This window comes from Nocardioides sp. YIM 152588 (assembly GCF_040191335.1).
In the GTDB taxonomy this organism is placed as follows: Bacteria; Actinomycetota; Actinomycetes; order Propionibacteriales; family Nocardioidaceae; genus Nocardioides.
The window spans coordinates 62,871-86,642 of sequence record NZ_JBEGDJ010000007.1; the positions used below are offsets into that span (position 1 = coordinate 62,871).

Genomic DNA, 23,772 nt, shown 5'->3' on the forward strand with positions numbered 1-23,772 from the left:
CGACGATGAAGCCGTTCCGGGAGCGCAATCCCGTCGTGGTCGGGGCCGTCAGCATCGCGGTCCTGCTGTTCGTGGTGCTGGCCGCGCTGCGCGCCCAGGACCTGCCGCTGATCGGCGGGGGAGACACCTACTACGCCGAGTTCTCCGAGGCCGGCGGCCTCGCCGTCAACGACGAGGTCCGGATCTCCGGCGTGCGGGTCGGCCAGGTCGACTCGATCGAGCTGGCCGGCGACGTGGTGCGGGTCGGGTTCCGGGTGAGGACCGACGCCGAGCTGGGTGGGCGCACCCGCGCCGCGATCAAGGTCGGCACGATCCTCGGCTCGATGTACGTCTCCGTGGAGCCGTCGGGCTCCGGCGAGCTGGCCGAGGACGCCACGATCCCCGTGGCGCGGACCTCGGCGCCGTACGACGTTGTGGACGCGTTCACCGGGCTGGCCGAGACTTCGGCGAAGATCGACACCGACCAGCTGGCCGACGCGCTGACCACACTGGCCGACCTGACCCGCGAGACCCCGGAGGAGTTCCGGGCGGCGCTCAAGGGCGTCTCCGAGCTCTCCACGGTGGTCGCCTCGCGCAGCGAGGAGATCAACTCGCTGCTGACCAACCTGGAGCGGGTCTCCGCGGTGCTGGACGCCCGCGACGACGAGATCGTGGCGCTGATGGACGACGCCGACGTGCTCTTCCGTGCGCTGCTGGAGCGGCGCCAGGCGATCCACGACCTGCTGGTCGCCACCTCGGACCTGAGCACCGAGCTGACCAGCCTGGTGAAGGAGACCCGCGGCGACCTGAAGCCGGCGCTGGACCACCTGGAGTCGGTGGTGGACGTGCTGGTGAAGAACGAGGACAACCTGGACAACTCGCTGAGGCTCGCGGCGCCCTTCTACCGGGTCTTCGCCAGCACCCTGGGCAACGGCCCCTGGTTCGACACCTACATCTACAACCTGCCGCCGATCCCCGGCCCGGATGCGGGGATCGAATGAGCGCCCTCCTCGCCTTCGCCCGCCGCAACCTCCCGGTGCTGATCGTCGTCGCGCTGGTGGTCGTCGGCGCCGTCTGGATGGTCGGCTCCGCGGCCGGGACCAAGACCGCCACCGCCTACTTCCCGCGCACCGTCTCGGTCTACGAGGGCAGCGACGTGCGGGTGCTCGGGGTCTCGGTCGGCACGGTCGAGTCGGTCGTCCCCGAGGGCACCCGGGTCAAGGTGGTGCTGCGCTACGACGACCAGGTCCGGGTCCCGGCGGACGCCGAGGCCGTGATCGTCTCGCCCTCGGTCGTCGGCGACCGGTTCATCCAGCTGACGCCCGCCTACACCTCGGGGCCGGTGATGGCCGACGCGGCGGTGATCGACGCCAACCGCACGGCGGTGCCGCTGGAGCTCGACGACATCTACGACAGCCTCGACCGGTTCAGCGTCGCGCTCGGCCCCGACGGCGCCAACAAGAACGGTGCCGTCAGCGACCTGCTCGACCAGACCGCCCGGAACTTCGGCGGTCAGGGCGCCGCGTTCCACCGGACCATCAAGGACTTCGGCGACCTCAGCGCCACCTTCGACGACAACAAGGAGGAGCTGTTCGGCTCCGCCGAACGGCTGGAGTCGTTCGTGAGGACGCTCGCCGAGAACGACACCACGGTCCGCGAGTTCAGCCGCTCGCTGGGCGACGTCTCCACCCTGCTGGCCGACGAGCGCCAGGAGCTGACCGCGGCCCTCGGCAACCTGGGGGTGGCCCTCGACCAGGTCAGCGGCTTCGTGCAGGAGAACCGCGGCGCGCTGAGCCGCAACATCGCGGGCCTGGACCGGATCGCGAAGGTGCTGGTCAAGCGCCGCGACGAGGTCGACCAGGTGCTGCGCAACGGCCCGCTGGCGATCAACAACCTGGCGCTGACCTACAACCCGCAGGCCGGCACGCTCGACACCAACGCGAACCTCACCAACCTGGTCGCCGAGGCGATCAAGAACCCGAAGACGGTGCTCTGCGCGATCGTGTCGGGCGCCGACACCGACGGCGAGCTGTGCGACCTGATCAAGGGGCTGCCGCTGGGCCGGGTCTCCCCGTTCGGGTCGGGCAGCTGGAGCGGCGCGACCTACGACCCGACCCTCAACGGCCTCGTGGAGGTGGACTGACGTGCGCGGGCGGATGGGAGCGAGGCTGCGGGCCGGCGTCGCCATGGTCGCGGGCGCGGTGCTGCTCACCGGGTGCGGCTTCGACGTCTACGCGCTGCCGCTGCCCGGAGGGCCCGACGTCGGCGAGGACCCGATCGAGGTCACCGCCCAGTTCCGCGACGTGCTCGACCTGGTGCCGCAGTCGTCGGTGAAGGTCAACGACGTGACGGTCGGCGAGGTCACCGACATCGAGCTCGACGGCACCCACGCCGTGGTCAGCATGCGGCTGCGCAACGACACCGGCCTCCCCGACAACCCGTTCGCCGCGATCCGCCAGACCAGCCTGCTCGGCGAGAAGTTCGTCTCCCTCGAGGCGCCGGCCAAGGGTGGGCGCGGCTCCCTGGGCGACGGCGACGACATCCCGCTCTCCGCCACCGGCCGCAACCCGGAGGTCGAGGAGGTGCTGGGCGCCCTCAGCCTGATCCTCAACGGCGGCGGCGTCGCGCAGCTCAAGTCGATCACCCGCGAGGTGAACCTGGTCCTGGACGGCCGGGAGGACACGGCCCGCTCGGTGCTCACCCAGGTCGACACCCTGGTCTCGCAGCTGGACGGCCGCAAGGCCGACATCGTCGACGCGATCGAGTCGGTCGACCGGCTCGCGGCCACCGCCCGCCAGCACACCGACAGCATCGACCTCGCGCTCGAGGAGCTGCCCGATGCGCTGGACTCGCTGGACCGGCAGCGCGACGACCTGGTCGCGATGCTGCGGGGCCTCGACCGGCTCGGCGACGTCGGCACCCGGGTGATCCGCGAGGTCCGGTCCGACACCGTCGACATCCTCCGCGACCTCGAGCCGGTGCTGACCCAGATCGACGCCGCCGGGGACTCCTTCGTCCGCGCCTTCAGCACGTTCGTGACCTTCCCGTTCGTCGACGAGTCGGTCGGCCGCGACCCCCAGGTGGCGCGCAACCTGCACATGGGCGACTACGTGAACCTCTCCCTCGACGTCGACGTGGACCTCGACGCCCTCGGCCTCACCGACCTGGCGTGCCTCCCGGTCACGGCGCTGCCCGACCTCCCCATCGCCAGCCTGCTCGGCCTGGAGAACCTGTGCGGCGGCGCCCGCACGAAGCTCGAGGGGTGCTCCTCGACGCCGGTGGACCTGACCGCCTGCGCGAGCCTGCCGCAGCGGATCCTCCGCTCGATCTGCGACGGGCTGGGGCTGCGCCTCGTCTGCGACCTGCTCGGCGCCGACGCCCGCCAGGCAGACACCGGCGGCGCCGGCGAGACCGCCGGGTCGCTTCGGGACCGGGTCGAGGAGACCACCGGCGGGCTCGCCGAGCGGCTCTCCTCCGGGCTCTCCGGCCTGTTCGGGCTGAACCGGGTCGCCCCCGCCGCGGACGCCCGGGCGCAGGCCGAGGAGCAGGCCGAGGAGCAGGCCTGGGACGACTTCGACGACAAGTACGACGTCGGGCTGCTGCGCCTGATGGGCGGCCCGCTGACGGTCGGGGGTGAGGGCCGGTGATCTCCCGTCGTACCCGCGTCCAGCTGCTGGTCTTCGCGATCATCACGGCGGTCGGGGTCGCCTACGTCGGCGCCCGCTACGCGCGGCTGGACCGGCTGGTCGTCGACCGCACCTACACCGTCGTCGCGCACTCGGCGGAGTCCGGCGGCATCTTCGCCGGTGCCGAGGTGACCTACCGCGGCGTCGGCGTCGGCGAGGTCTCCGAGCTGCGGCTCACCGAGGACGGCGTCGACATCGTGCTGGAGATCGAGAACGCCTGGGACGAGATCCCCAGCGACGCCGCCGCCCTCGTCGGCAACCGCTCCGCGGTCGGCGAGCAGTACCTGGAGCTGCAGCCCCGCACCGACGCCGCCCCCTACCTCCAGGACGGCTCGGAGCTGGACGACGTGGCCACCCCGGTCGCCACCGAGAAGCTGCTCGGCGACGTCGCCGCCACCCTCTCCAGCGTCGACGAGAAGTCGCTGCGCACCACCGTCAAGGCGCTGGGTGAGGCCTTCGCCGGGACCGGCGAGGACCTGCAGCGGATCCTCGACACCGGCGAGGACTTCATCCGGATGGCCGACGAGAACTTCGAGCTCACCACGGCGCTGATCCGTGACGGCAACACCGTGCTGAAGGGCCAGGTGGCCAGCGAGTCCTCGCTGCGCACGTTCGCCCGCGACCTGTCGCTCTTCAGCTCCGCGCTGGCCGGGGCCGACCAGGACCTGCGCACGGTGATCGACTCCGGCTCCCTGGCCGCCGACCAGCTGCGCACGCTGCTGGAGCAGAACCGGGTCAAGCTCTCCTCGCTGCTGCGCAACCTGGTGACCACCGGGGAGATCGTGGTCGCCAACCTGCCCGGCGTGCAGCAGCTGCTGATCCTCTACCCCTACGCCGTCGCCGGCGCCTTCACCGTCGTCGCCAAGTCGCCCGGCAGCGGCTACTACGACGCCCACTTCGGCCTGTCGCTGGCGATGGAGCTGCCCACCGAGGGCGGCCACCACCTGTGCCGCGAGGGGTACGAGTCGACCGACCGCCGTGGGCCGAACGAGGGCGCCGACGTGCCGCTCAACATGGACGCCGGGTGCACGGAGCCGATCACCGAGAGCAACGCCCGCGGCCCGCAGAACCTGCCGCGGGTCGTCCCGGACCTGACCGGTGGCGCCGGCACCCCGGTCGCGGCGTACGACATCGAGACCGGGGAGCTGACCTGGGGCGCGCCGGGCGGCGCCTCGGCCGGGAACGAGGCCCGCGCGGGTAGCGTGGCGCCGCCGTCGCTGGGAGGGGATTCGTGGACGTGGCTGTACCTGCAACCGCTGCTGGACCGCTAGGGCGGTGCGCGTGAGTCGTTCCGCATCACCGACCCCGCCCCCTCCCGCCTGGCGCCGGCCGGTGCTGGTCCTGCTGGTCGCCGTCGCGGTGGTCGCCGCCGGCGTCGCCGTGGCGACCGTGTGGACCGCGACCGCCGAGGGCGGGCCGATCGAGCGGGTCCAGGCCCTGCGGGAGCCGGCCGCCGACCCGGGCGTCGAGCGCGAGGAGCTGCTCGGCGTCGCCGGCGACTTCGTGCGCCGCTTCAACACCTACGGGCCCGACCTGCTCGCCGACGACGGGACGATGCCCGAGTACGCCGGGCTCACCTCGACGATGACGGCCAGGTTCGGCGGCGTCTTCGAGAGCAACGTCGGCTACGCCGAGCAGACCGTCGCCCAGCTCTCGATCCGGCGCCGCGCCGACGTGTACGCCGTCGGCATCGCCGCCCAGGACGACGACTCCGCGGAGCTGCTGGTCGCCGGGGTCGCGACGTTCTCCTACCCCGACCCGGACAAGAAGAAGGCCTGGATCGAGTTCGACCCCGAGCGGTTCCGCTACCAGGTCTCGCTGGTGCGCCAGCACGGCGAGTGGCTGGTCGATGACCTCGACGACGTCGACGACGACCTGCCCCCGCTGGCGCAGTCCTCGCCGCAGTCCGGTGCCGGGCTGCCCGGCGGGCTGCCGACGGGCGAGCCGACGCCGGAGCCCTCCTCGGAGCCGTCCCCGGGCAAGGGTGCGACGCAGGAGGGGGACCGGTGAGCCTCAACCTCTACGACGTGCTCGACGTCGACGAGTCCGCGACCGAGGGCGAGGTGCGGGCGGCGTGGAGGCGCGCCGTGGCCGACCTCGATCCCACCGACCGGCGCTTCCGCGCCTACAGCGACGCGGCGGCCGTGCTGCTCGACGACGCCCGGCGGGCGTCGTACGACGCCGAGCTGGCGACGCAGCGGGCCGACCAGCCGGCCGACCAGCCGGCCGAGGCGCCGGCCGAGGCGCCGGTCGACGAGCCGGCCGAGGCGCCGGCCGACGAGCCCGTCGGGGAGCCGGTCGAGGAGCCCGCGACGGCGGCCGCCGCGTCGCGCTGGGGACTCTGGGCCGCCGGCGCCGCCGCGGCGCTCGCGGTCCTGGTCGCGGCCTGGGTGCTGACGCTGCCCGGGGTCCGCGCGGAGACCACGCCGGCCGGGGCGGCCGAGGCCGCGGAGGCGGCCCAGGACGCGGGGGCCTCCGCCCAGGTCGCCGCGGCCGACACGATCGTCCCGCTGCTCGGCTACGACTACCGGACCATGGACGAGGACCTGACCCGGATCCAGGCGCACATGACCGATGCCATGGCGGGCCGCCAGGCCAGCTCGTGGTCGGCGCTGACGGAGGAGGCCCGCCGGCAGAAGGTCGTGGTCACCGCCGACGCACCGTCGGTGGCGCTCACCCGGGTCGCCGCGGACGGCGACCGGGCGACCGTCGTGGCGTTCATCGACCAGCACGTGGAGAAGAAGGGCGCGGAGCCGTTCACGCTGCAGATGTGGGCCACGCTGACCCTGGTCCGGGACGGCGGGGAGTGGCTGCTGGACGACATCTGCACCGAGGGCGACTGTAGCTGAGGCGGGCGGCGGGCACGCGCGGAGACCCCCGCGCAACGCGCCCGATTTCGCGCAAGTGCTTGACCTGGCAACGACTCCGGCGCATGATCCTCCGCAGGGTTCTCCGGGGTACCCTTGACCGGGCGCATGCCGATATTGTGTCGCGCGCTCGAGTCGGGTAATGTGGCGCTTTGCGCCTGCCCTCATATGCTCTCTGGCCTGTCCGGTGGCCGGGGAAGTGGTCGGTCGGCGCTCTCGAAGGCGAAACCCGTCGAAGGACAACTCTTGGCCGCGCGCACCACTCCCGGTAAGCCCCGCATCTCTTTCGCGAAGATCAGTGAACCTCTGGAGCTCCCCCAGCTCCTCGCCCTCCAGACCGACAGCTTCGACTGGCTGATCGGCAACGACGCCCACCAGGCCCGGGTCGACGCCCGGCGTGCCGCGGGTGAGGACGTCTCGGACAAGTCCGGTCTGACCGAGATCTTCGAGGAGATCTCGCCGATCGAGGACTTCTCCGAGACCATGTCGCTCTCGTTCGAGAACCCGGTCTTCTACGACCCGAAGTACACGGTCGACGAGTGCAAGGAGAAGGACCTCACCTACTCCGCGCCGCTCTACGTCTCGGCCGAGTTCACCAACAACGAGACCGGCGAGATCAAGGGCCAGACCGTGTTCATGGGCGACTTCCCGCTCATGACCCCCAAGGGCACCTTCGTGATCAACGGCACCGAGCGGGTCGTCGTGTCCCAGCTCGTCCGTTCCCCCGGCGTCTACTTCGAGCGCAGCGCCGACAAGACCTCCGACAAGGACATCTACACCGCCAAGCTCATCCCGAGCCGTGGCGCGTGGCTGGAGTTCGAGGTCGACAAGCGCGACCTGGTCGGCGTCCGCCTCGACCGCAAGCGCAAGCAGAACGTCACCGTCCTGCTCAAGGCCCTCCAGGCGATCGCCGAGGACACCGGTGAGCTGTACGACTACGAGGCCGTCATGGCCGACCTGCGTCAGTTCGAGTCGATCCAGCTGACCGAGGAGAAGGACAACACCCAGGGTCCCGACGACGCGCTGCTGGACATCTACCGGAAGCTGCGCCCGGGCGAGCCGCCGACGCGCGAGGCCGCGCTCACCCTGCTGAAGAACTACTACTTCAACCCCAAGCGCTACGACCTGGCCAAGGTCGGTCGCTACAAGATCAACAAGAAGCTGGGCACGGACGAGGCGTTCGACCAGCAGACGATGACCATCGCGGACATGGTCGCGACCATCCGCTACCTGGTCCAGCTCCACGCGGCCGGCGCCCCTGCGGAGGCCCCCGACCTGATCGACGGCGGCGAGGTCGTGCTCGGCCCCGACGAGAAGCCGATCAAGGTCCAGGCCGACGACATCGACCACTTCGGCAACCGCCGGATGCGGACCGTCGGCGAGCTGATCCAGAACCAGCTCCGCACCGGCCTCGCCCGGATGGAGCGCGTGGTCCGCGAGCGGATGACCACCCAGGACGTCGAGGCCATCACGCCGCAGTCCCTGATCAACATCCGCCCGGTGGTCGCGGCGCTGAAGGAGTTCTTCGGCACCTCGCAGCTGTCGCAGTTCATGGACCAGACCAACCCGATCGCGGGCCTGACCCACAAGCGCCGCCTCTCGGCGCTGGGCCCCGGTGGTCTCTCCCGTGACCGCGCCGGCATGGAGGTCCGAGACGTCCACCCGTCGCACTACGGCCGCATGTGCCCGATCGAGACGCCGGAAGGCCCGAACATCGGCCTGATCGGCTCACTCGCCTCCTACGGCCGGATCAACCCGTTCGGCTTCGTGGAGACGCCGTACCGGAAGGTCGTCGAGGGTGTCGTCACCGACCAGATCGACTACCTGACCGCCGACGACGAGGACCGCTACGTCATCGCGCAGGCGAACGCCGTGCTCGACGACAACTTCCGCTTCGTCGACGAGCGTGTGCTGGTCCGCCAGCGCGACGGCGAGGTCTCCGAGGTCCCGGCCGGCGAGGTCGACTACATGGACGTCTCGCCGCGGCAGATGGTGTCGGTCGCGACCGCGCTGATCCCGTTCCTCGAGCACGACGACGCCAACCGCGCGCTCATGGGCGCCAACATGCAGCGTCAGGCCGTCCCGCTGATCAAGTCGGACAGCCCGATCGTCGGCACCGGCATCGAGTACCGCGCTGCGGTCGACGCCGGCGACGTGGTCACCGCGACCGCCGCCGGTGTGGTCAAGGAGGTCTCCGCTGACCTCGTCGAGACCATGAACGACGACGGCACGTACTCGACGTACAAGCTGGCCAAGTTCAAGCGCTCGAACCAGGGCACCTGCATCAACCAGCGCCCGCTGGTCGCGGTGGGTGACCGGCTCGAGGTCGGCTCGCCCGTCGCCGACGGCCCGTGCACCGACATGGCCGAGATGGCGCTGGGCACCAACCTGCTCGTGGCGTTCATGCCGTGGGAGGGCCACAACTACGAGGACGCGATCATCCTCAGCCAGCGCCTGGTGCAGGAGGACGTCCTCACCTCGATCCACATCGAGGAGCACGAGGTCGACGCCCGCGACACCAAGCTGGGCCCCGAGGAGATCACCCGGGACATCCCGAACGTCTCCGAGGAGATGCTGGCCGACCTCGACGAGCGCGGCATCATCCGGATCGGCGCGGAGGTCACCACCGGTGACATCCTCGTCGGCAAGGTGACCCCCAAGGGCGAGACCGAGCTGACCCCCGAGGAGCGGCTGCTCCGCGCGATCTTCGGTGAGAAGGCGCGCGAGGTCCGCGACACCTCGATGAAGGTCCCGCACGGCGAGTCCGGCACCGTCATCGGCGTCCGGGTCTTCGACCGCGAGGAGGGCGACGAGCTGCCGCCGGGCGTCAACCAGCTGGTGCGCGTCTACGTCGCGCAGAAGCGGAAGATCTCCGTCGGTGACAAGCTCGCCGGCCGCCACGGCAACAAGGGCGTCATCGCCAAGATCCTGCCGATCGAGGACATGCCGTTCATGGAGGACGGCACCCCGGTCGACGTGGTGCTGAACCCGCTGGGTGTGCCGCGACGGATGAACATCGGCCAGATCCTCGAGCTGCACCTCGGCTGGCTGGGCAAGCAGGGCTGGCACATCGACGCCGACCTGCAGGACGAGGACTGGGCCCAGCGCCTGACCGCCATCGGCGCGGACTCGGCCGAGCCGGACACCAAGCTGGCGACGCCGGTCTTCGACGGCGCCCGCGAGGACGAGATCACCGGCCTGCTCGGCTCGACCCTGCCGAACCGCGACGGCGTCCGGATGATCGGCGAGAGCGGCAAGGCCAACCTGTTCGACGGCCGCTCCGGCGAGCCGTTCAAGGACCCGGTCTCGGTCGGCTACATGTACATCCTGAAGCTGCACCACCTGGTCGACGACAAGATCCACGCCCGGTCGACCGGCCCGTACTCGATGATCACGCAGCAGCCGCTGGGCGGTAAGGCCCAGTTCGGTGGCCAGCGGTTCGGCGAGATGGAGGTCTGGGCGATGGAGGCGTACGGCGCCGCCTACGCCCTCCAGGAGCTGCTCACCATCAAGTCCGACGACGTGCCCGGCCGCGTCAAGGTCTACGAGGCGATCGTGAAGGGCGAGAACATCCCCGACTCCGGCATCCCCGAGTCGTTCAAGGTTCTCGTCAAGGAGATGCAGTCGCTCTGCCTCAACGTGGAGGTGCTGTCCCAGGACGGCACGGCCATCGAGATGCGCGACGCGGAGGACGACGTCTTCCGTGCCGCCGAGGAGCTCGGCATCGACCTGTCGCGTCGCGAGCCCTCGAGCGTCGAAGAAGTCTGACCGGGAGGTCGCGAGCGCAGCGAGCCTGACCTTCCGGAATCGAAAGGCAGCCGCGCGCAGCGCGACCTCCCCCGTCAGTCCCCCAGCCTCACTTTCAAAGAACTAACGAAGGACTCACAGCCCCGTGCTTGACGTTAACTTCTTCGACCAGCTTCAGATCGGCCTGGCCACCGCGGACGACATCCGCACCTGGAGCCACGGCGAGGTCAAGAAGCCGGAAACCATCAACTACCGCACGCTCAAGCCCGAGCGTGACGGCCTCTTCTGCGAGAAGATCTTCGGTCCCACCCGGGACTGGGAGTGCTACTGCGGCAAGTACAAGCGCGTGCGCTTCAAGGGCATCATCTGCGAGCGCTGCGGCGTCGAGGTGACCCGCTCCAAGGTCCGCCGCGAGCGGATGGGCCACATCGAGCTGGCCGCCCCGGTCACCCACATCTGGTACTTCAAGGGTGTCCCGAGCCGCCTCGGCTACCTGCTGGACCTGGCCCCGAAGGACCTCGAGAAGGTCATCTACTTCGCGGCCTACATGATCACCGCCGTCGACGACGAGGCCCGCCACCGCGACCTCTCCTCGCTCGAGGCCAAGATCGGCCAGCAGCGCAAGATGATCGAGGGCCGCCTCGACGTCGCGATCGCCGACCGCACCCAGAAGCTCGAGGGCGACCTCGAGACCCTGGAGGCCGAGGGCGCCAAGTCCGACCAGAAGCGCAAGGTCAAGGACGGCGCGGAGCGCGAGATGGCGCAGCTGCGCAAGCGCACCGAGAACGAGCTCTCGCGCCTCGAGGAGGTCTGGGAGACCTTCAAGAACCTCAAGGTCCAGGACCTGATGGGCGACGAGGTCCTCTACCGCGAGATGAAGACCTGGTTCGGCAAGTACTTCGAGGGCCACATGGGCGCCACGGCGATCCAGAAGCGCCTCGAGAGCTTCGACATCGAGGCCGAGGTCGACAACCTGCGCGAGACCATCGCCACCGGCAAGGGCCAGCGCAAGGTCCGCGCCCTCAAGCGGCTCAAGGTCGTCGACGCGTTCCGCAAGACCGGCAACAAGCCGCAGGGCATGGTCCTCGACGCCGTCCCGGTCATCCCGCCGGACCTGCGTCCGATGGTGCAGCTGGACGGTGGCCGCTTCGCGACCTCCGACCTCAACGACCTGTACCGCCGCGTGATCAACCGGAACAACCGGCTCAAGCGACTCCTCGACCTGGGCGCGCCGGAGATCATCGTCAACAACGAGAAGCGGATGCTCCAGGAGGCCGTCGACTCGCTGTTCGACAACGGCCGCCGCGGTCGTCCCGTCACCGGCCCGGGCAACCGGCCGCTGAAGTCGCTCTCCGACATGCTCAAGGGCAAGCAGGGTCGCTTCCGTCAGAACCTGCTCGGCAAGCGCGTGGACTACTCGGGCCGTTCGGTCATCGTGTCCGGTCCGCAGCTGAAGCTGCACCAGTGCGGTCTGCCCAAGCAGATGGCGCTGGAGCTCTTCAAGCCGTTCGTGATGAAGCGCCTGGTCGACCTGTCGCACGCGCAGAACATCAAGTCCGCCAAGCGGATGGTGGAGCGCGCCCGCCCGGTCGTGTGGGACGTCCTCGAAGAGGTCATCACCGAGCACCCGGTGCTGCTCAACCGTGCGCCCACCCTGCACCGCCTCGGCATCCAGGCCTTCGAGCCGCAGCTGATCGAGGGCAAGGCCATCCAGATCCACCCGCTCGTCTGCACCGCGTTCAACGCGGACTTCGACGGTGACCAGATGGCCGTGCACCTCCCGCTGTCCGCCGAGGCCCAGGCCGAGGCGCGGGTCCTGATGCTCTCGACCAACAACATCCTGAAGCCGTCGGACGGCCGTCCGGTGACCATGCCCACCCAGGACATGATCATCGGCCTGTTCTTCCTCACCACCGAGCGCCCCGGCGCCGTCGGTGAGGGCCGGGTCTTCTCCTCGCAGGCCGAGGCGATCATGGCGTACGACCGCAACGAGATCACGCTGCAGAGCAAGATCAAGATCCGCTTCGACGACGCGGTCGTCGAGGGCTCGGACGTCCCCGACGTCGCGATCCTCGAGACCACGCTGGGTCGCGCGATCTTCAACGACACCCTGCCGGCCGACTACCCCTTCGTGAACTACGAGGTGGGCAAGAAGCAGCTGGGCGCGATCGTCAACGACCTCGCCGAGCGCTACGGCAAGGTCGTCGTCGCGGCGTCGCTGGACGCGCTGAAGGACACCGGCTTCCACTGGGCGACCCGCTCCGGCGTGACCGTCTCGATCGCCGACGTGACGACCCCGGACAACAAGTCCGAGATCCTCGCCGACTTCGAGGCCAAGGCCGCCAAGATCCAGAAGCAGTTCGAGCGCGGTCTGGTGACCGACGACGAGCGCCGCCAGGAGCTCATCGAGATCTGGACCGAGGCCGGCAAGAAGGTCGGTGACGCGATGGAGGACGCCTTCAAGGCTCAGCCCGCGAACCCGATCTACATGCAGGTCTACTCGGGCGCCTCGGGTAACTTCAACCAGATCCGCCAGGTCGGCGCCATGCGTGGTCTGGTGGCCAACCCGAAGGGCGAGATCATCCCGCGCCCGATCAAGGCGAACTTCCGTGAGGGCCTCTCGGTCCTGGAGTACTTCATCTCCACGCACGGTGCTCGCAAGGGTCTGGCCGACACCGCGCTGCGGACCGCCGACTCGGGCTACCTGACCCGTCGCCTGGTGGACGTGTCGCAGGACGTCATCATCCGCGAGGAGGACTGCGGCACCGAGCGCGGCCTGCCCAAGGTGATCGGCGAGGTGCTCGAGGACGGCACGGTCGTCAAGCACGAGAACGCCGAGACCGCGGCCTACGCCCGCAGCGCCGCCGTCGAGATCCCGCACCCGGAGACCGGCGAGGTGCTCGCCGGTGCCGGTGAGGACCTGGGCGACGTCAAGATCGACGAGCTCATCGCCGCCGGCATCGCCGAGGTCAAGGTCCGCTCCGTGCTGACCTGCGAGGCCCACACCGGTACCTGCGCGAAGTGCTACGGCCGCTCGCTGGCCACCGGCAAGCTCGTGGACATCGGCGAGGCCGTCGGCATCATCGCCGCGCAGTCCATCGGTGAGCCCGGCACGCAGCTGACGATGCGTACCTTCCACACCGGTGGTGTCGCCTCCGCGGACGACATCACGCAGGGTCTGCCGCGAGTCGTCGAGCTCTTCGAGGCGCGTACCCCCAAGGGCTACGCGCAGATCTCCGAGGCCGCCGGCCGCGTGGAGATCGAGGAGACCGACAAGGCCCGCAAGGTCCTGGTCACCCCGGACGACGGCAGCGAGGTCAAGGAGTACGTCGTCTCCCGCCGCTCGCGCCTGCTGGTGCACGACGGTGACCACATCGAGGTCGGCCAGAAGCTGACCGCCGGTACCGAGGACCCGAAGGAGGTGCTGCGCATCCTGGGTGTCCGCACCACGCAGCAGCACCTGGTGGACCAGGTCCAGGAGGTGTACCGCAGCCAGGGCGTGTCGATCCACGACAAGCACATCGAGATCATCGTGCGGCAGATGCTGCGCCGGATCACCGTGCTCGAGTCGGGCGACACCAACCTGCTGCCCTCCGACCTCGTCGACCGCTCGCGGTTCGAGCAGGAGAACCGGCGCGTCGTCTCCGAGGGCGGTCGCCCGGCCTCGGGTCGTCCGGAGCTCATGGGCATCACCAAGGCCTCGCTCGCGACCGAGTCGTGGCTCTCGGCGGCCTCCTTCCAGGAGACCACCCGGGTGCTCACCGACGCCGCGATCAACGGCCGCTCCGACAGCCTCCGTGGCCTGAAGGAGAACGTGATCATCGGAAAGCTGATCCCGGCGGGTACCGGCCTCGAGCGGTACCGCAACATCCGGGTCGAGCCGACCGAGGAGGCCCGTCAGGCCGCCTACGCCGTCACCGGCTACGAGGCCTACGACTACGAGTTCGGTGCCGCCGGCCAGGCCGTCGCGCTGGACGACTTCGACTTCGGTTCCTACTCGAACTGAGTCCAGTCACGGCGAGGGCCGTCCGGGGATCCACTCCCTGGGCGGCCCTCGGCCGTCTTTTCGGCGCGAGTCGTGAGTTGCGCGCGCCCCAGATCGCGGCCACGTCCCGGAGCCGCAACGACGTGCTGACAAGATGTCGCCATGACCACCGACGCACCGACCCGCACCGACGTCCTGGTGGTCGGGGCCGGACCGGCGGGATCCGCGGCCGCCGCCTGGGCGGCCCGGCTCGGGATGGACGTGGTCCTGGCCGACGCCGCGGTCTTCCCGCGGGACAAGACCTGCGGCGACGGGCTGACCCCGCGCGCCATCGGCGAGCTCGAGCGCCTCGGGCTCGGTGACTGGCTCCGCAGCCACACCGTCAACCAGGGCCTGCGCGCCCACGGCTTCGGTCAGACGCTGCACCTGCCGTGGCCCGGCGGCAGCCTGCCCGACTGGGGCAGCGCCGTCGCGCGGACCGAGCTCGACGACCACCTGCGGACCACCGCGCTCAAGTCCGGCGCCCTCGGGATCGACGGCGCACGGGCCGTGGACGCCCGGATGGAGGGCGGCCGCGTGGCGGCCGTGGTCTTCGAGCGCGGCGGCCGCGACGGCGAGCGGTTCGAGATCGAGTGCACCCGGCTGGTCGTCGCCGACGGCGTACGGTCGCCGCTGGGGAAGGTGCTCGGCCGCGAGTGGCACCGCGACACCGTGTACGGCGTCGCCGGCCGCTCGTACGTGACCTCGGCGATGGCCGACGACCCGTGGATCAGCTCGCACCTGGAGCTGCGCGGTCCGGCGGGCGAGGTGCTGTCCGGGTACGGCTGGCTCTTCCCGCTCGGCGCGGACGCGGGGGAGATGAACCTCGGCGTCGGCACCCTGGCCACCGCCAAGCGCCCCGCCGAGGTGGCGATCAAGCCGCTGATGGGCATCTACGCCGACCAGCACCGCGAGACCTTCGGCCTCGGCGAGGAGCTGCGCCGGCCGACCTCGGCGCTGCTGCCGATGGGCGGCGCCGTCTCGAACGTGGCCGGGCCCAACTGGGCGCTGATCGGCGACGCCGCCGGCTGCGTCAACCCGCTCAACGGCGAGGGCATCGACTACGGCCTGGAGACCGGCCGGCTGGTCGCCGAGGTGTTCACCGAGGCGCCCAACGTCGACCTCTCCGCGGTCTGGCCCGAGATCCTGCGGCAGCACTACGGCGAGGCGTTCTCCATCGCACGCCGGCTGGCCGGGCTGGTCACCGTGCCGCGGCTGCTGCCGGCCGCGGGGCCGCTCGGCATGCGCTCGGACCTGCTGATGACGCTCGCCCTGCGTTGGATGGGCAACCTGGTCACCGACGAGGACCGGGACCGGGCGGCGCGGGTGTGGCGCTGGGCGGGGGCGAGGTCGATCGCCCGGGACGCGCGTCCGCCGTTCTCCTGAGTCACCAACCCCGACTCGGCGTGCACAAACGCCGAGTCGCGGATGTGGGGGTCCGTAGGGTGGGGCTGACAGGGCGTTACAGGCGGGTCGGCCCCGGGTGGGCCGATCCAGGCAGGTCAGGAGGTGGCGGTGCCGCAGCGGGTGCAGCGTCTGGCGGCGTACGCGGTGATCGTGCGCGGCGACGAGATCCTGCTGTCGCGGCTCGCGCCCCGGGTCACCAAGGACGAGATGTGGACCCTGCCGGGTGGCGGCGTCGAGCACGGTGAGAACCCGCGCGACGCCGTGGTCCGCGAGGTTTACGAGGAGACCGGGCTGCGGGCCGAGGTCGGCGACACCACCCGCGTCTTCTCCCACCACCTCCGCGACGCGTGGCGCCGCGGCCGCCGGGTCGACAACCACGCCGTCCGGATCGTCTACGAGGGCTGGGTGCCCGCGGACGCCCCGGCGCCCCACGTCGTCGAGGTCGACGGCTCCACCGCCGAGGCCGCGTGGAAGCCGATCGCCGACGTGCTCACCGGGGCCGTGCCGACCGTCTCCCTGGTCGGCGACGCCCTCGAGGTCTACCAGATCCGCCGGCGGCAGCGCGCCGCCGCCTACGGCTGCGTGATCCGCGGCGACCAGATCCTGCTCACCCGGACCTCGGCGCTCGCCCCGGACCCCGGCACCTGGCACCTCCCCGGCGGCGGCATCGACCACGGCGAGAACCCGGAGCAGACCGTGGTCCGGGAGCTGTGGGAGGAGTGCGGGCTGACCGGCCGGACCGAGGGCCTGCTGACCGTCGTCGACCACCACTTCGCCGGCACCGCCCCCGACGGCCGCGAGGAGGACTTCCACGCGATCGGGATCATCTACCGGGCCAGCGTGGACCCCGGCGAGCCGCGCGTGGTCGAGGTGGGCGGGACGACGGACGCCGCGGGGTGGGTGCCGATCGCCGACATCGAGTCCGGCGCGGTCCGCGTCTACGGCCTCGTTCGGGCGGCGCTGGCTGCCGCCGGCGCTACGGTGACCGGGTGACTCCCGACCAGCCGGAGCAGGTCTTCACCTACGCCGCTCCGGCGTTGAAGTTCGGCCGCGGCGCGTCCCGCGAGATCGGGTACGACGTGCGCGGCTGGGGCGCGCGGCGCGCCCTCCTGGTGACCGACCCCGGCGTCGCCGCCGCGGGGCACGCGGCCGGCGTCGCCGAGTCGCTGGCGACGTACGGGATCGAGGTGGTGACGTACGACGCGGCGCACGTCGAGCCCACCGACGCCTCCCTGATCGAGGCGGTCGACTTCGCCCGCGGCGCCGGCACGTTCGACGCGGTCGTCGCCGTCGGGGGCGGCTCCTCCATCGACACCGCGAAGGCCGTCGCGCTGCTGACCACCAACCCCGGCGAGCTGATGGACTACGTCAACGCGCCCGTCGGCAAGGCCCGCGCGCCGGAGCGTCCGGTGCTGCCGCTGGCCGCCGTGCCGACCACGACCGGCACCGGCAGCGAGTCGACGACCATCTGCGTGATGGACGTGCTGGCGCTCAAGGTGAAGACCGGGATCAGCCACCCGGCGCTGCGGCCGCGGCTCGCCGTCGTCGACCCCGCGCTGTCGGCCACCCAGCCCGCCGGCGTGCTCGCCGCCTCCGGGATGGACATCCTCTGCCACGCGCTGGAGAGCTACACGGCGCGCTGGTTCGGCTCCTACGACGCCAAGGCGCCCGAGCAGCGGGTGCCGTACTGCGGCGCGAACCCGATCTCGGACCTCTGGTCGGAGCGTGCCCTGGGGCTGCTCGCCACCGCGTTCCGGCCCGCCGTGCGCGCCGCCCGGGGCGAGGACCCCGGGGACGGCGCGCAGGCCGCCGCCGACGACATGGCGCTGGCGGCCACCTTCGCCGGCCTCGGCTTCGGCAACGCGGGCGTGCACATCCCGCACGCCTGCGCCTACCCCGTCGCCGGCCGGGTCCGCGACTTCCGGCCCGCCGACTACCCCGACGCCGAGCCGATGGTGCCGCACGGGATGGCGGTGTCGCTGACCGCGCCGGCGGCGTTCCGGTTCACGTTCCCCGCCGCCCCCGACCGCCACCTGAGGGCGGCGCGGCTGCTCGACCCGGCCGCCGCCGGGGACGGCGCCGACGTGCTGCCGGCCGCCATCGCCGCGCTGATGCGCGACATCGGGAGCCCCAACGGCCTGGCCGCGGTCGGGTACGACGGCCGCGACGTCGACGACCTCGTCGCCGGCGCGCTGCAGCAGCAGCGCCTGCTGGCCACGGCGCCGCGCGACGTCACCGCGGACGACCTGGCGGCCGTCGTCGGTGACTCGATGGAGCTGTGGTGAGCGTGCTGGCTGCCGCGGCCCGATCTCCCCGCACCGGTGGCCCGGCGCTGTGGGCCTTCGCCACCGCCTGCGGGCTCTACGCCGTGGCGTGGCTCGTCGCGACCACCGAGCTGCCCGAGCGGGTGCCGCTCCACTACGACCTGAGGGGTGACGTCGACCGCTGGGGCGACCGCGCCACGCTGCTGGCGATCACCGGGGTGGTCGGCGTCGGGGTCGCGGCGCTGATCGCGGTCCTCGCCTTCACCCGGATCCCGATCACCTGGGTGAACGCGCCCCACAAGGCGTGGTGGACCGCGACGGAGGAGCGGGTCGAGCGCCTGCGGGCCCTCGTCCGCGTCGACGCGCTGTGGATCGGGGCGATGACGCTGACCCTCCTCGCCGTGCTGCTGTTCGCCATGGTGCGCACCGCCGACCTCGAGGACCCGCACCTCGACACCTGGTTCTTCGCGGCCCTCGGCGTCTACCTGCTCCTGATCGCGGGCTACACGGCCTACGGCTACCTGGTCAGGTACCGGCCGGATGAGTGAGCCCGCGCCGCAGGGGGGCGGCGCGGCGGCGGAGGACGTCGTCGCCGAGCTGCGCCGCCGCGGGGTCGACGCGGACGCCTCGCCGCTGACCCGGGCCCTCTACTCCTCCGACGCCTCGCTCTACCGGGTGCTGCCCCGGGCGGTGGCCCGCCCGGCCCACCGCGACGACCTCGAGGCGGTGCTGGAGGTCGCCGCGCTGACGGCGACGCCGCTGACGATGCGCGGCGCCGGCACCTCCATCGCCGGCAACGCGATCGGCCCCGGCCTGGTGGTCGACACCCGGCGCCTGGACCGCGTGCTCGCGATCGACCCCGAGGCGCGCACCGCCCGCGTCGAGCCCGGCGTCGTGCACGCGGCGCTGCAGGCCGCGGCGGCGCCGCACGGGTTGCGCTACGGGCCCGACCCGTCGACCCACCCGCGCTGCACGATCGGCGGGATGATCGGCAACAACGCCTGCGGCTCCCGCGCGCTCGGCTACGGCCGCACCGCGGACACGCTGCGCGAGGTCGACGTGCTCTGGGGCGACCGGGCGGCGGGGCCGGGCGAGGTCGAGGAGCGGCTGCGCGGCATCGTCGCCGCGGACCTGGCGCACGTCCGTACGACCTTCGGCCGGTTCGGCCGGCAGGTCAGCGGCTACTCGCTGGAGCACCTGCTGCCCGAGGCGGCGGCCGGCGGCGTCGCCCGGTTCCTGGCGGGCACCGAGGGCACCCTCGGGCTGGTCCGCGAGGCGACCGTGGCGCTGGTGCCGGAGGCGCCGCGGCGGCTGCTCGTGCTCGGCTACCCGTCGATGGCCGAGGCCGCCGACGCCGTACCGGCGCTGCTCGCGGCGGGCGGCGGCGCGCTGGTCGCGTGCGAGGGGCTCGACGCTCGGCTGGCCGACCTGGTCCGCGCCCGGCGCGCCGTGCCGGAGCTGCCGCGGGGGAGCGGCTGGCTGCTGGTCGAGTACGCCGCGGGGGCGGGTCCCGACGGGCTCGACCGGCTGGGACCGGCCCTGGTGGCCGCCGCCGGTGCCCTCGGCCACCGCGAGGTGATCGACGCGGGCGAGGCGGCCGCGCTGTGGCGGATCCGCGAGGACGGCGCCGGCCTCGCCGCCCGCAGCCTCTCCCGCCCGGCGCACGCCGGCTGGGAGGACGCCGCGGTGCCGCCGGCCGCCCTCGGCGCGTGGCTGCGCGACTTCGAGGAGCTGCTGTCCGCGCACGGGCTGGAGACGGTGCCCTACGGCCACTTCGGCGACGGCTGCGTGCACGCCCGGATCGACTTCGACTTCGCCGACGGGGCGCTGAGGTTCCGCGAGTTCCTGGAGGCGTGCGCGCGGCGGCTGGCCGACTACGGCGGCTCGCTCTCCGGGGAGCACGGTGACGGCCGGGCCCGCTCCGAGCTCCTCCCGATCATGTACGACGCGGGCTCGCTGCGCCTGTTCGGCCAGGTCAAGGCCGCGTGCGACCCGAGCGGCCTGCTCAACCCGGGCGTCCTCGTCGACCCGGCGCCGCTCGACGGCGACCTCCGGCCCGTCCGGGCGGCGGCGGCCGGTGCCGGCCCGCGGGCGACGTTGCGCCTGGCCGACGACGGCGGCTCGCTGTCCGCCGCGGCGCACCGCTGCACGGGCGTCGGGAAGTGCGTCGCCCCGGCCGGCAGCGGCGGGGTGATGTGCCCGTCGTTCCTGGCGACGGGGGAGGAGAAGGACTCCACGCGCGGCCGCGCCCGCGTGCTGCAGGAGGCGCTCACCGGGGGGCTGCCGGGCGGACTGGCCGACCCGGCGCTGCACGACGCGCTCGACCTGTGCCTCTCCTGCAAGGGCTGCGCCTCGGACTGCCCGACCGGGGTGGACCTGGCGACCTACAAGTCCGAGGCGCTGCACCGGACCTACCGGCGCCGGTTGCGGCCACGCAGCCACTACGCGCTGGGCCGGCTGCCGCGGTGGGCGGCGCTGGCGGCCGCCACCGGCTCGGCGCGGCTCGCGAACGCGACGCTGCGCTGGGCGCCGACCGCCGCGCTGGCCAAGGCGGCGGCGGGGGTGGACCGGCGTCGTACCGTCCCGGCGTTCGCGGCGACCACGCTGCGCCACTGGGCGCGGGACCGTCCGGGCGCCGCGTCCCCGGGGCGGCCGGACGTGTGGGTGTGGGCCGACTCCTTCACCGACCACTTCCGGGCCGGCCCGGGCCGATCGGCCGTGGCCTACCTGGAGTCGTGCGGGCTGCGGGTCGGCGTGATCGAGGAGCGGGCCTGCTGCGGCCTCACCTGGATCACCACGGGCCAGCTCGACCAGGCGCGGCGGATCGTCTCCGGCGCGGTCGGGGTGCTGGCCGGCTACGTGGACTCCGGCGTGCCGGTGGTCGGGCTGGAGCCCTCCTGCCTGGCCGCGCTGCGCTCGGACGCCGCCGAGGTGGTCGGGGACGCGGACCTGCCGGCCGCCGAGCGGGTCGCCGCCGGCGTGCTGACGCTGGCCGAGCTGGTCACCCGGCTCGACCTGCCGCTGCCCGACCTGGCGGGGGTCCGCGTGCTCGCCCAGCCGCACTGCCACCAGCACGCCGTGCTCGGCTGGGAGGCGGACGCCGCGCTGCTGCGCCGGGCCGGGGCGACCGTGGCCGCGGTGCCCGGCTGCTGCGGCCTGGCGGGCAACTTCGGCGTCGAGCGGGGCCACTACGAGACCTCGGTCGCGGTCGCGGAGACCCACCTGCTGCCGGCGGTGCGGGCCGCCCGCGCGGAGGACCCGGCGACGGTGGTGCTGGCCGACGGCATGTCGTGCGCGCTGCAGCTCGACGACCTGGCCGGCGTGCGGGCGCTGCACCTGGCCGAGCTCCTGGAGGGCGCCCGCGAATGACGCCGCGGAAGCGGCCGCGCGGCGCCCGCGGTTACGATCGGGGAGTGAATCCGCGGCACCGTCGACTCGTCATCCCGGTCGCCCTGGCGGCGCTCCTGATCATCGTGGTCGTCGCCGCGTTGGTGAAGTGACCCGGGCGACCAGCCGATGAGCAGCCGCACCCTCCCGCTGGACGACGGCCTGGCCGTGGTCCGCGAGCACCTGCTCGACCCCGGCCTGGTCCGGGCCGTGGCCTCGGGCCGCCGGCGCGGCGAGGACGCGCCGCCGTGGCGCCGGGTCGAGGCGCGCTGGGTCGACCTCAAGGCCGGCACCCACCTGCAGACCGTCTCCTACGACGCCACCCAGGCCCACACGGCCAACCACGCGGCCGGCGAGCCCGCGGCCGCGGCGGTGGACGCGCTGCTGGCGGCGCCGTACGGCAACTGGCACGTGACCACCGCGGCCGCGGTCGTGCAGCTGCGGATCACCAAGAAGGGCCAGGCCTTCGTGCACGTCGGCGCGGGCGAGGGCGCGGCCGCCGCCCCGGCGAGCCGCAGCCACGACCGCGCCAAGCAGCGGCTGCTGCCCGAGGACGACGCCCTGTTCGCGGCCCTCGGGCTGGCCGGCAAGGACGGCCGGATCCGGCCGAGCCGGCAGGCCAAGTACCGCCAGATCGAGGAGTTCGTCGGCCTGCTCGACGTCGCGATCAGCGACGCGATGGGCGCCGGCCACCTGCGCACGCCGACGCCGGAGGACCCGCTGCGGATCGTCGACCTGGGCTGCGGCAACGGCTACCTCACCTTCGCCGCGCACCGCTACCTCTCGGACCGCAAGGGGCTGCCGGTGCGGATGACCGGCGTGGACGTGAAGGAGCAGTCCCGCGCCCACAACGCCGCCGTCGCCGCCGACCTGGGCATCGAGGCCGACTTCGTGGTCGGCACGATCGCCGACGCCTCGCTGCCCGAGCCTCCGGACGTGGTGCTGGCGCTGCACGCCTGCGACACCGCCACCGACGAGGCGCTGGCCCGCGCCGTGGAGTGGCGGGCGCCGCTGGTGCTCGCCGCGCCCTGCTGCCACCACGACATCGCCGCCCAGTTGCGGCGGACCACCCCGCCGGCGCCGTACGCCTCCCTGCTGCGCGACGGCATCCTGCGCGAGCGGTTCGCCGACACCCTCACCGACGCCCTGCGCGGGCTGCTGCTGCGCGACGCCGGCTACCGGGTCGAGGTCGTCCAGTTCGTCGAGTCCCGGCACACGCCGCGCAACACGCTGCTGCGCGCCACCCGCACCGGCGTCGTGGGCGAGGACGCCCGGGGCGAGTACGACGACCTGACCGCCACCTGGGGCCTGCACCCGCGGCTGGGCGCGCTGCTGGGCGCGCCGGACGCCGACCGGTGACCCGCCGGTGATCCGCCTGGAGCGGGCGCTGGCGGCGATCGCGGCCGGCCTCTTCGCCGTCGGCCTCGCGGCGCCCAGCGCGGCCGCGGAGCCGGGCGACGGCACCCCGGTCTTCGCCTTCACCGACCCCGAGATCGTCGAGTCCAGCGGCCTGGTGGCCCGCGACGGGCTCGTCGTCACCGTCAACGACTCCGGCGACAGCGCGCGGATCTTCACCGTCGACCCCGCCACCGGCGACACCGTCGGGGTGACCACCTGGGACGGCGCGCCGACCGACGTCGAGGCGCTCGCGCCGGCCGGGGACGGCGAGGTGTGGGTCGGCGACATCGGCGACAACCTCCGGGTGCGGGGCTCGATCAGCGTCACCCGCGTCCCGTTCGGGCGGGGCGAGACGCACGTGGCGGGCGCGACGTACACGCTGGTCTACCCGGACGGCGCGCACGACGCCGAGACGCTGCTGGTGGACCCGGCCACCGGTCGGCTGCTGGTGGTCGCCAAGGAGTTCATCGGCCGGGTCTACCGGGCGCCGCGGGTGCTCGACCCCGAGGCGCCCAACGAGCTGGAGCCGATCGGCACGGCGATGGGGATCGCCACCGACGGCTCGTTCTTCCCCGACGGACGCCACCTGGTGCTGCGCAACTACGGGCAGGCCGCCGTCTACACCTGGCCCGCGCTGGAGCGGGTCGCGGCGTTCCCCCTGCCGGACCAGCAGCAGGGGGAGGGGCTCGCCGTGGACATGCGGGACCGGGTCTACGTGTCGTCCGAGGGCGAGGGCAGCGAGGTGCTCCGGATCGCGCTGCCACGCTCGGTGCGCGAGGCGCTCGCGGGCCCGTCGGAGGAGGTCGCCACGGGCGACGACGGCGCCGAGGGGGCCGAGGGGGCCGAGGGGGCCGAGGGGGCCGAGGGGCGGGGCAACCTCGCCGGCGACAACCCCGACACCGACCCGTGGGCCGGGATCGTGCTCAGCCCGTGGGTGATCGGGGGCGTCTTCTTCCTCGTGGGGCTGGTGGTCCTGCTGCGCTCCCTGCGACCCCGGTGACTAGTCGACCCGC

General features: G+C 72.6%; 15 protein-coding genes. All 15 read left to right on the plus strand.

The window, feature by feature from the left end:
* Window positions 1-5: 5 nt before the first annotated feature.
* The 15 genes from ABLM29_RS05855 (at window position 6) to ABLM29_RS05925 (ending at window position 23,759) form a co-directional block, all read left to right on the plus strand.
* On the plus strand, window positions 6-980 hold the full coding sequence (locus ABLM29_RS05855) for an MCE family protein (RefSeq protein WP_349713024.1): 975 nt from the start codon (window positions 6-8) through the stop codon (window positions 978-980).
* The gene (locus ABLM29_RS05860; protein ID WP_349713025.1) at window positions 977-2,122 is read left to right on the plus strand and encodes an MCE family protein; all 1,146 of its coding nucleotides are present in this window, start codon (window positions 977-979) and stop codon (window positions 2,120-2,122) included. The genes ABLM29_RS05855 and ABLM29_RS05860 overlap by 4 nt, the downstream gene beginning before the upstream one ends.
* Before the next feature lies 1 nt (window position 2,123).
* Entirely contained in the window at window positions 2,124-3,626 is a 1,503-nt protein-coding gene (locus ABLM29_RS05865; RefSeq protein WP_349713026.1) for an MCE family protein, read from the plus strand.
* Window positions 3,623-4,936 carry an MlaD family protein gene (locus ABLM29_RS05870; protein ID WP_349713028.1) on the plus strand — a complete coding sequence of 438 codons (1,314 nt, stop codon included), beginning with the start codon at window positions 3,623-3,625 and terminating at the stop codon, window positions 4,934-4,936. Before ABLM29_RS05865 ends, ABLM29_RS05870 begins: the two co-directional genes overlap by 4 nt.
* A 10-nt stretch (window positions 4,937-4,946) precedes the next feature.
* On the plus strand, window positions 4,947-5,675 hold the full coding sequence (locus ABLM29_RS05875; protein ID WP_349713029.1) for a hypothetical protein: 729 nt from the start codon (window positions 4,947-4,949) through the stop codon (window positions 5,673-5,675).
* Window positions 5,672-6,514, plus strand: a complete 843-nt coding sequence (locus ABLM29_RS05880) for a J domain-containing protein (RefSeq protein WP_349713031.1) — start codon at window positions 5,672-5,674, stop codon at window positions 6,512-6,514. Before ABLM29_RS05875 ends, ABLM29_RS05880 begins: the two co-directional genes overlap by 4 nt.
* Before the next feature lie 264 nt (window positions 6,515-6,778).
* On the plus strand, window positions 6,779-10,300 hold the full coding sequence (gene rpoB / locus ABLM29_RS05885; protein WP_349713033.1) for a DNA-directed RNA polymerase subunit beta: 3,522 nt from the start codon (window positions 6,779-6,781) through the stop codon (window positions 10,298-10,300).
* A 124-nt stretch (window positions 10,301-10,424) separates the two neighbouring features.
* Complete coding sequence (locus ABLM29_RS05890; protein WP_349713034.1) at window positions 10,425-14,285, plus strand: DNA-directed RNA polymerase subunit beta'; 3,861 nt, start codon at window positions 10,425-10,427, stop codon at window positions 14,283-14,285.
* Between the two features lie 141 nt (window positions 14,286-14,426).
* Window positions 14,427-15,689 (plus strand): geranylgeranyl reductase family protein, encoded by a 1,263-nt coding sequence (locus tag ABLM29_RS05895; protein ID WP_349713035.1) that lies wholly within the window; start codon window positions 14,427-14,429, stop codon window positions 15,687-15,689.
* A gap of 129 nt (window positions 15,690-15,818) precedes the next feature.
* Complete coding sequence (locus tag ABLM29_RS05900) at window positions 15,819-16,703, plus strand: NUDIX hydrolase (RefSeq protein ID WP_349713036.1); 885 nt, start codon at window positions 15,819-15,821, stop codon at window positions 16,701-16,703.
* Window positions 16,700-17,995: a hydroxyacid-oxoacid transhydrogenase gene (locus ABLM29_RS05905; RefSeq protein ID WP_349713037.1), complete on the plus strand. Its 1,296-nt coding sequence runs from the start codon at window positions 16,700-16,702 to the stop codon at window positions 17,993-17,995. Before ABLM29_RS05900 ends, ABLM29_RS05905 begins: the two co-directional genes overlap by 4 nt.
* Window positions 17,992-18,522, plus strand: coding sequence for a DUF1648 domain-containing protein (locus ABLM29_RS05910; protein ID WP_349713038.1), 531 nt, complete (start codon window positions 17,992-17,994; stop codon window positions 18,520-18,522). The genes ABLM29_RS05905 and ABLM29_RS05910 overlap by 4 nt, the downstream gene beginning before the upstream one ends.
* Window positions 18,515-21,343 carry an FAD-binding and (Fe-S)-binding domain-containing protein gene (locus ABLM29_RS05915; protein ID WP_349713040.1) on the plus strand — a complete coding sequence of 943 codons (2,829 nt, stop codon included), beginning with the start codon at window positions 18,515-18,517 and terminating at the stop codon, window positions 21,341-21,343. Before ABLM29_RS05910 ends, ABLM29_RS05915 begins: the two co-directional genes overlap by 8 nt.
* 147 nt (window positions 21,344-21,490) lie before the next feature.
* On the plus strand, window positions 21,491-22,720 hold the full coding sequence (locus tag ABLM29_RS05920; protein WP_349713041.1) for a class I SAM-dependent methyltransferase: 1,230 nt from the start codon (window positions 21,491-21,493) through the stop codon (window positions 22,718-22,720).
* A gap of 7 nt (window positions 22,721-22,727) precedes the next feature.
* On the plus strand, window positions 22,728-23,759 hold the full coding sequence (locus ABLM29_RS05925; RefSeq protein WP_349713043.1) for a hypothetical protein: 1,032 nt from the start codon (window positions 22,728-22,730) through the stop codon (window positions 23,757-23,759).
* Window positions 23,760-23,772: the final 13 nt, after the last annotated feature.

Bases quoted from the DNA above. Each gene is read 5' to 3' on its own strand.
- ABLM29_RS05855 (WP_349713024.1), top strand. From the start codon at position 6: ATGAAGCCGTTCCGGGAGCGCAATCCCGTCGTGGTCGGGGCCGTCAGC.
- ABLM29_RS05860 (WP_349713025.1), top strand. From the start codon at position 977: ATGAGCGCCCTCCTCGCCTTCGCCCGCCGCAACCTCCCGGTGCTGATC.
- ABLM29_RS05895 (WP_349713035.1), top strand. From the start codon at position 14,427: ATGACCACCGACGCACCGACCCGCACCGACGTCCTGGTGGTCGGGGCC.
- ABLM29_RS05915 (WP_349713040.1), top strand. From the start codon at position 18,515: ATGAGTGAGCCCGCGCCGCAGGGGGGCGGCGCGGCGGCGGAGGACGTC.
- ABLM29_RS05920 (WP_349713041.1), top strand. From the start codon at position 21,491: ATGAGCAGCCGCACCCTCCCGCTGGACGACGGCCTGGCCGTGGTCCGC.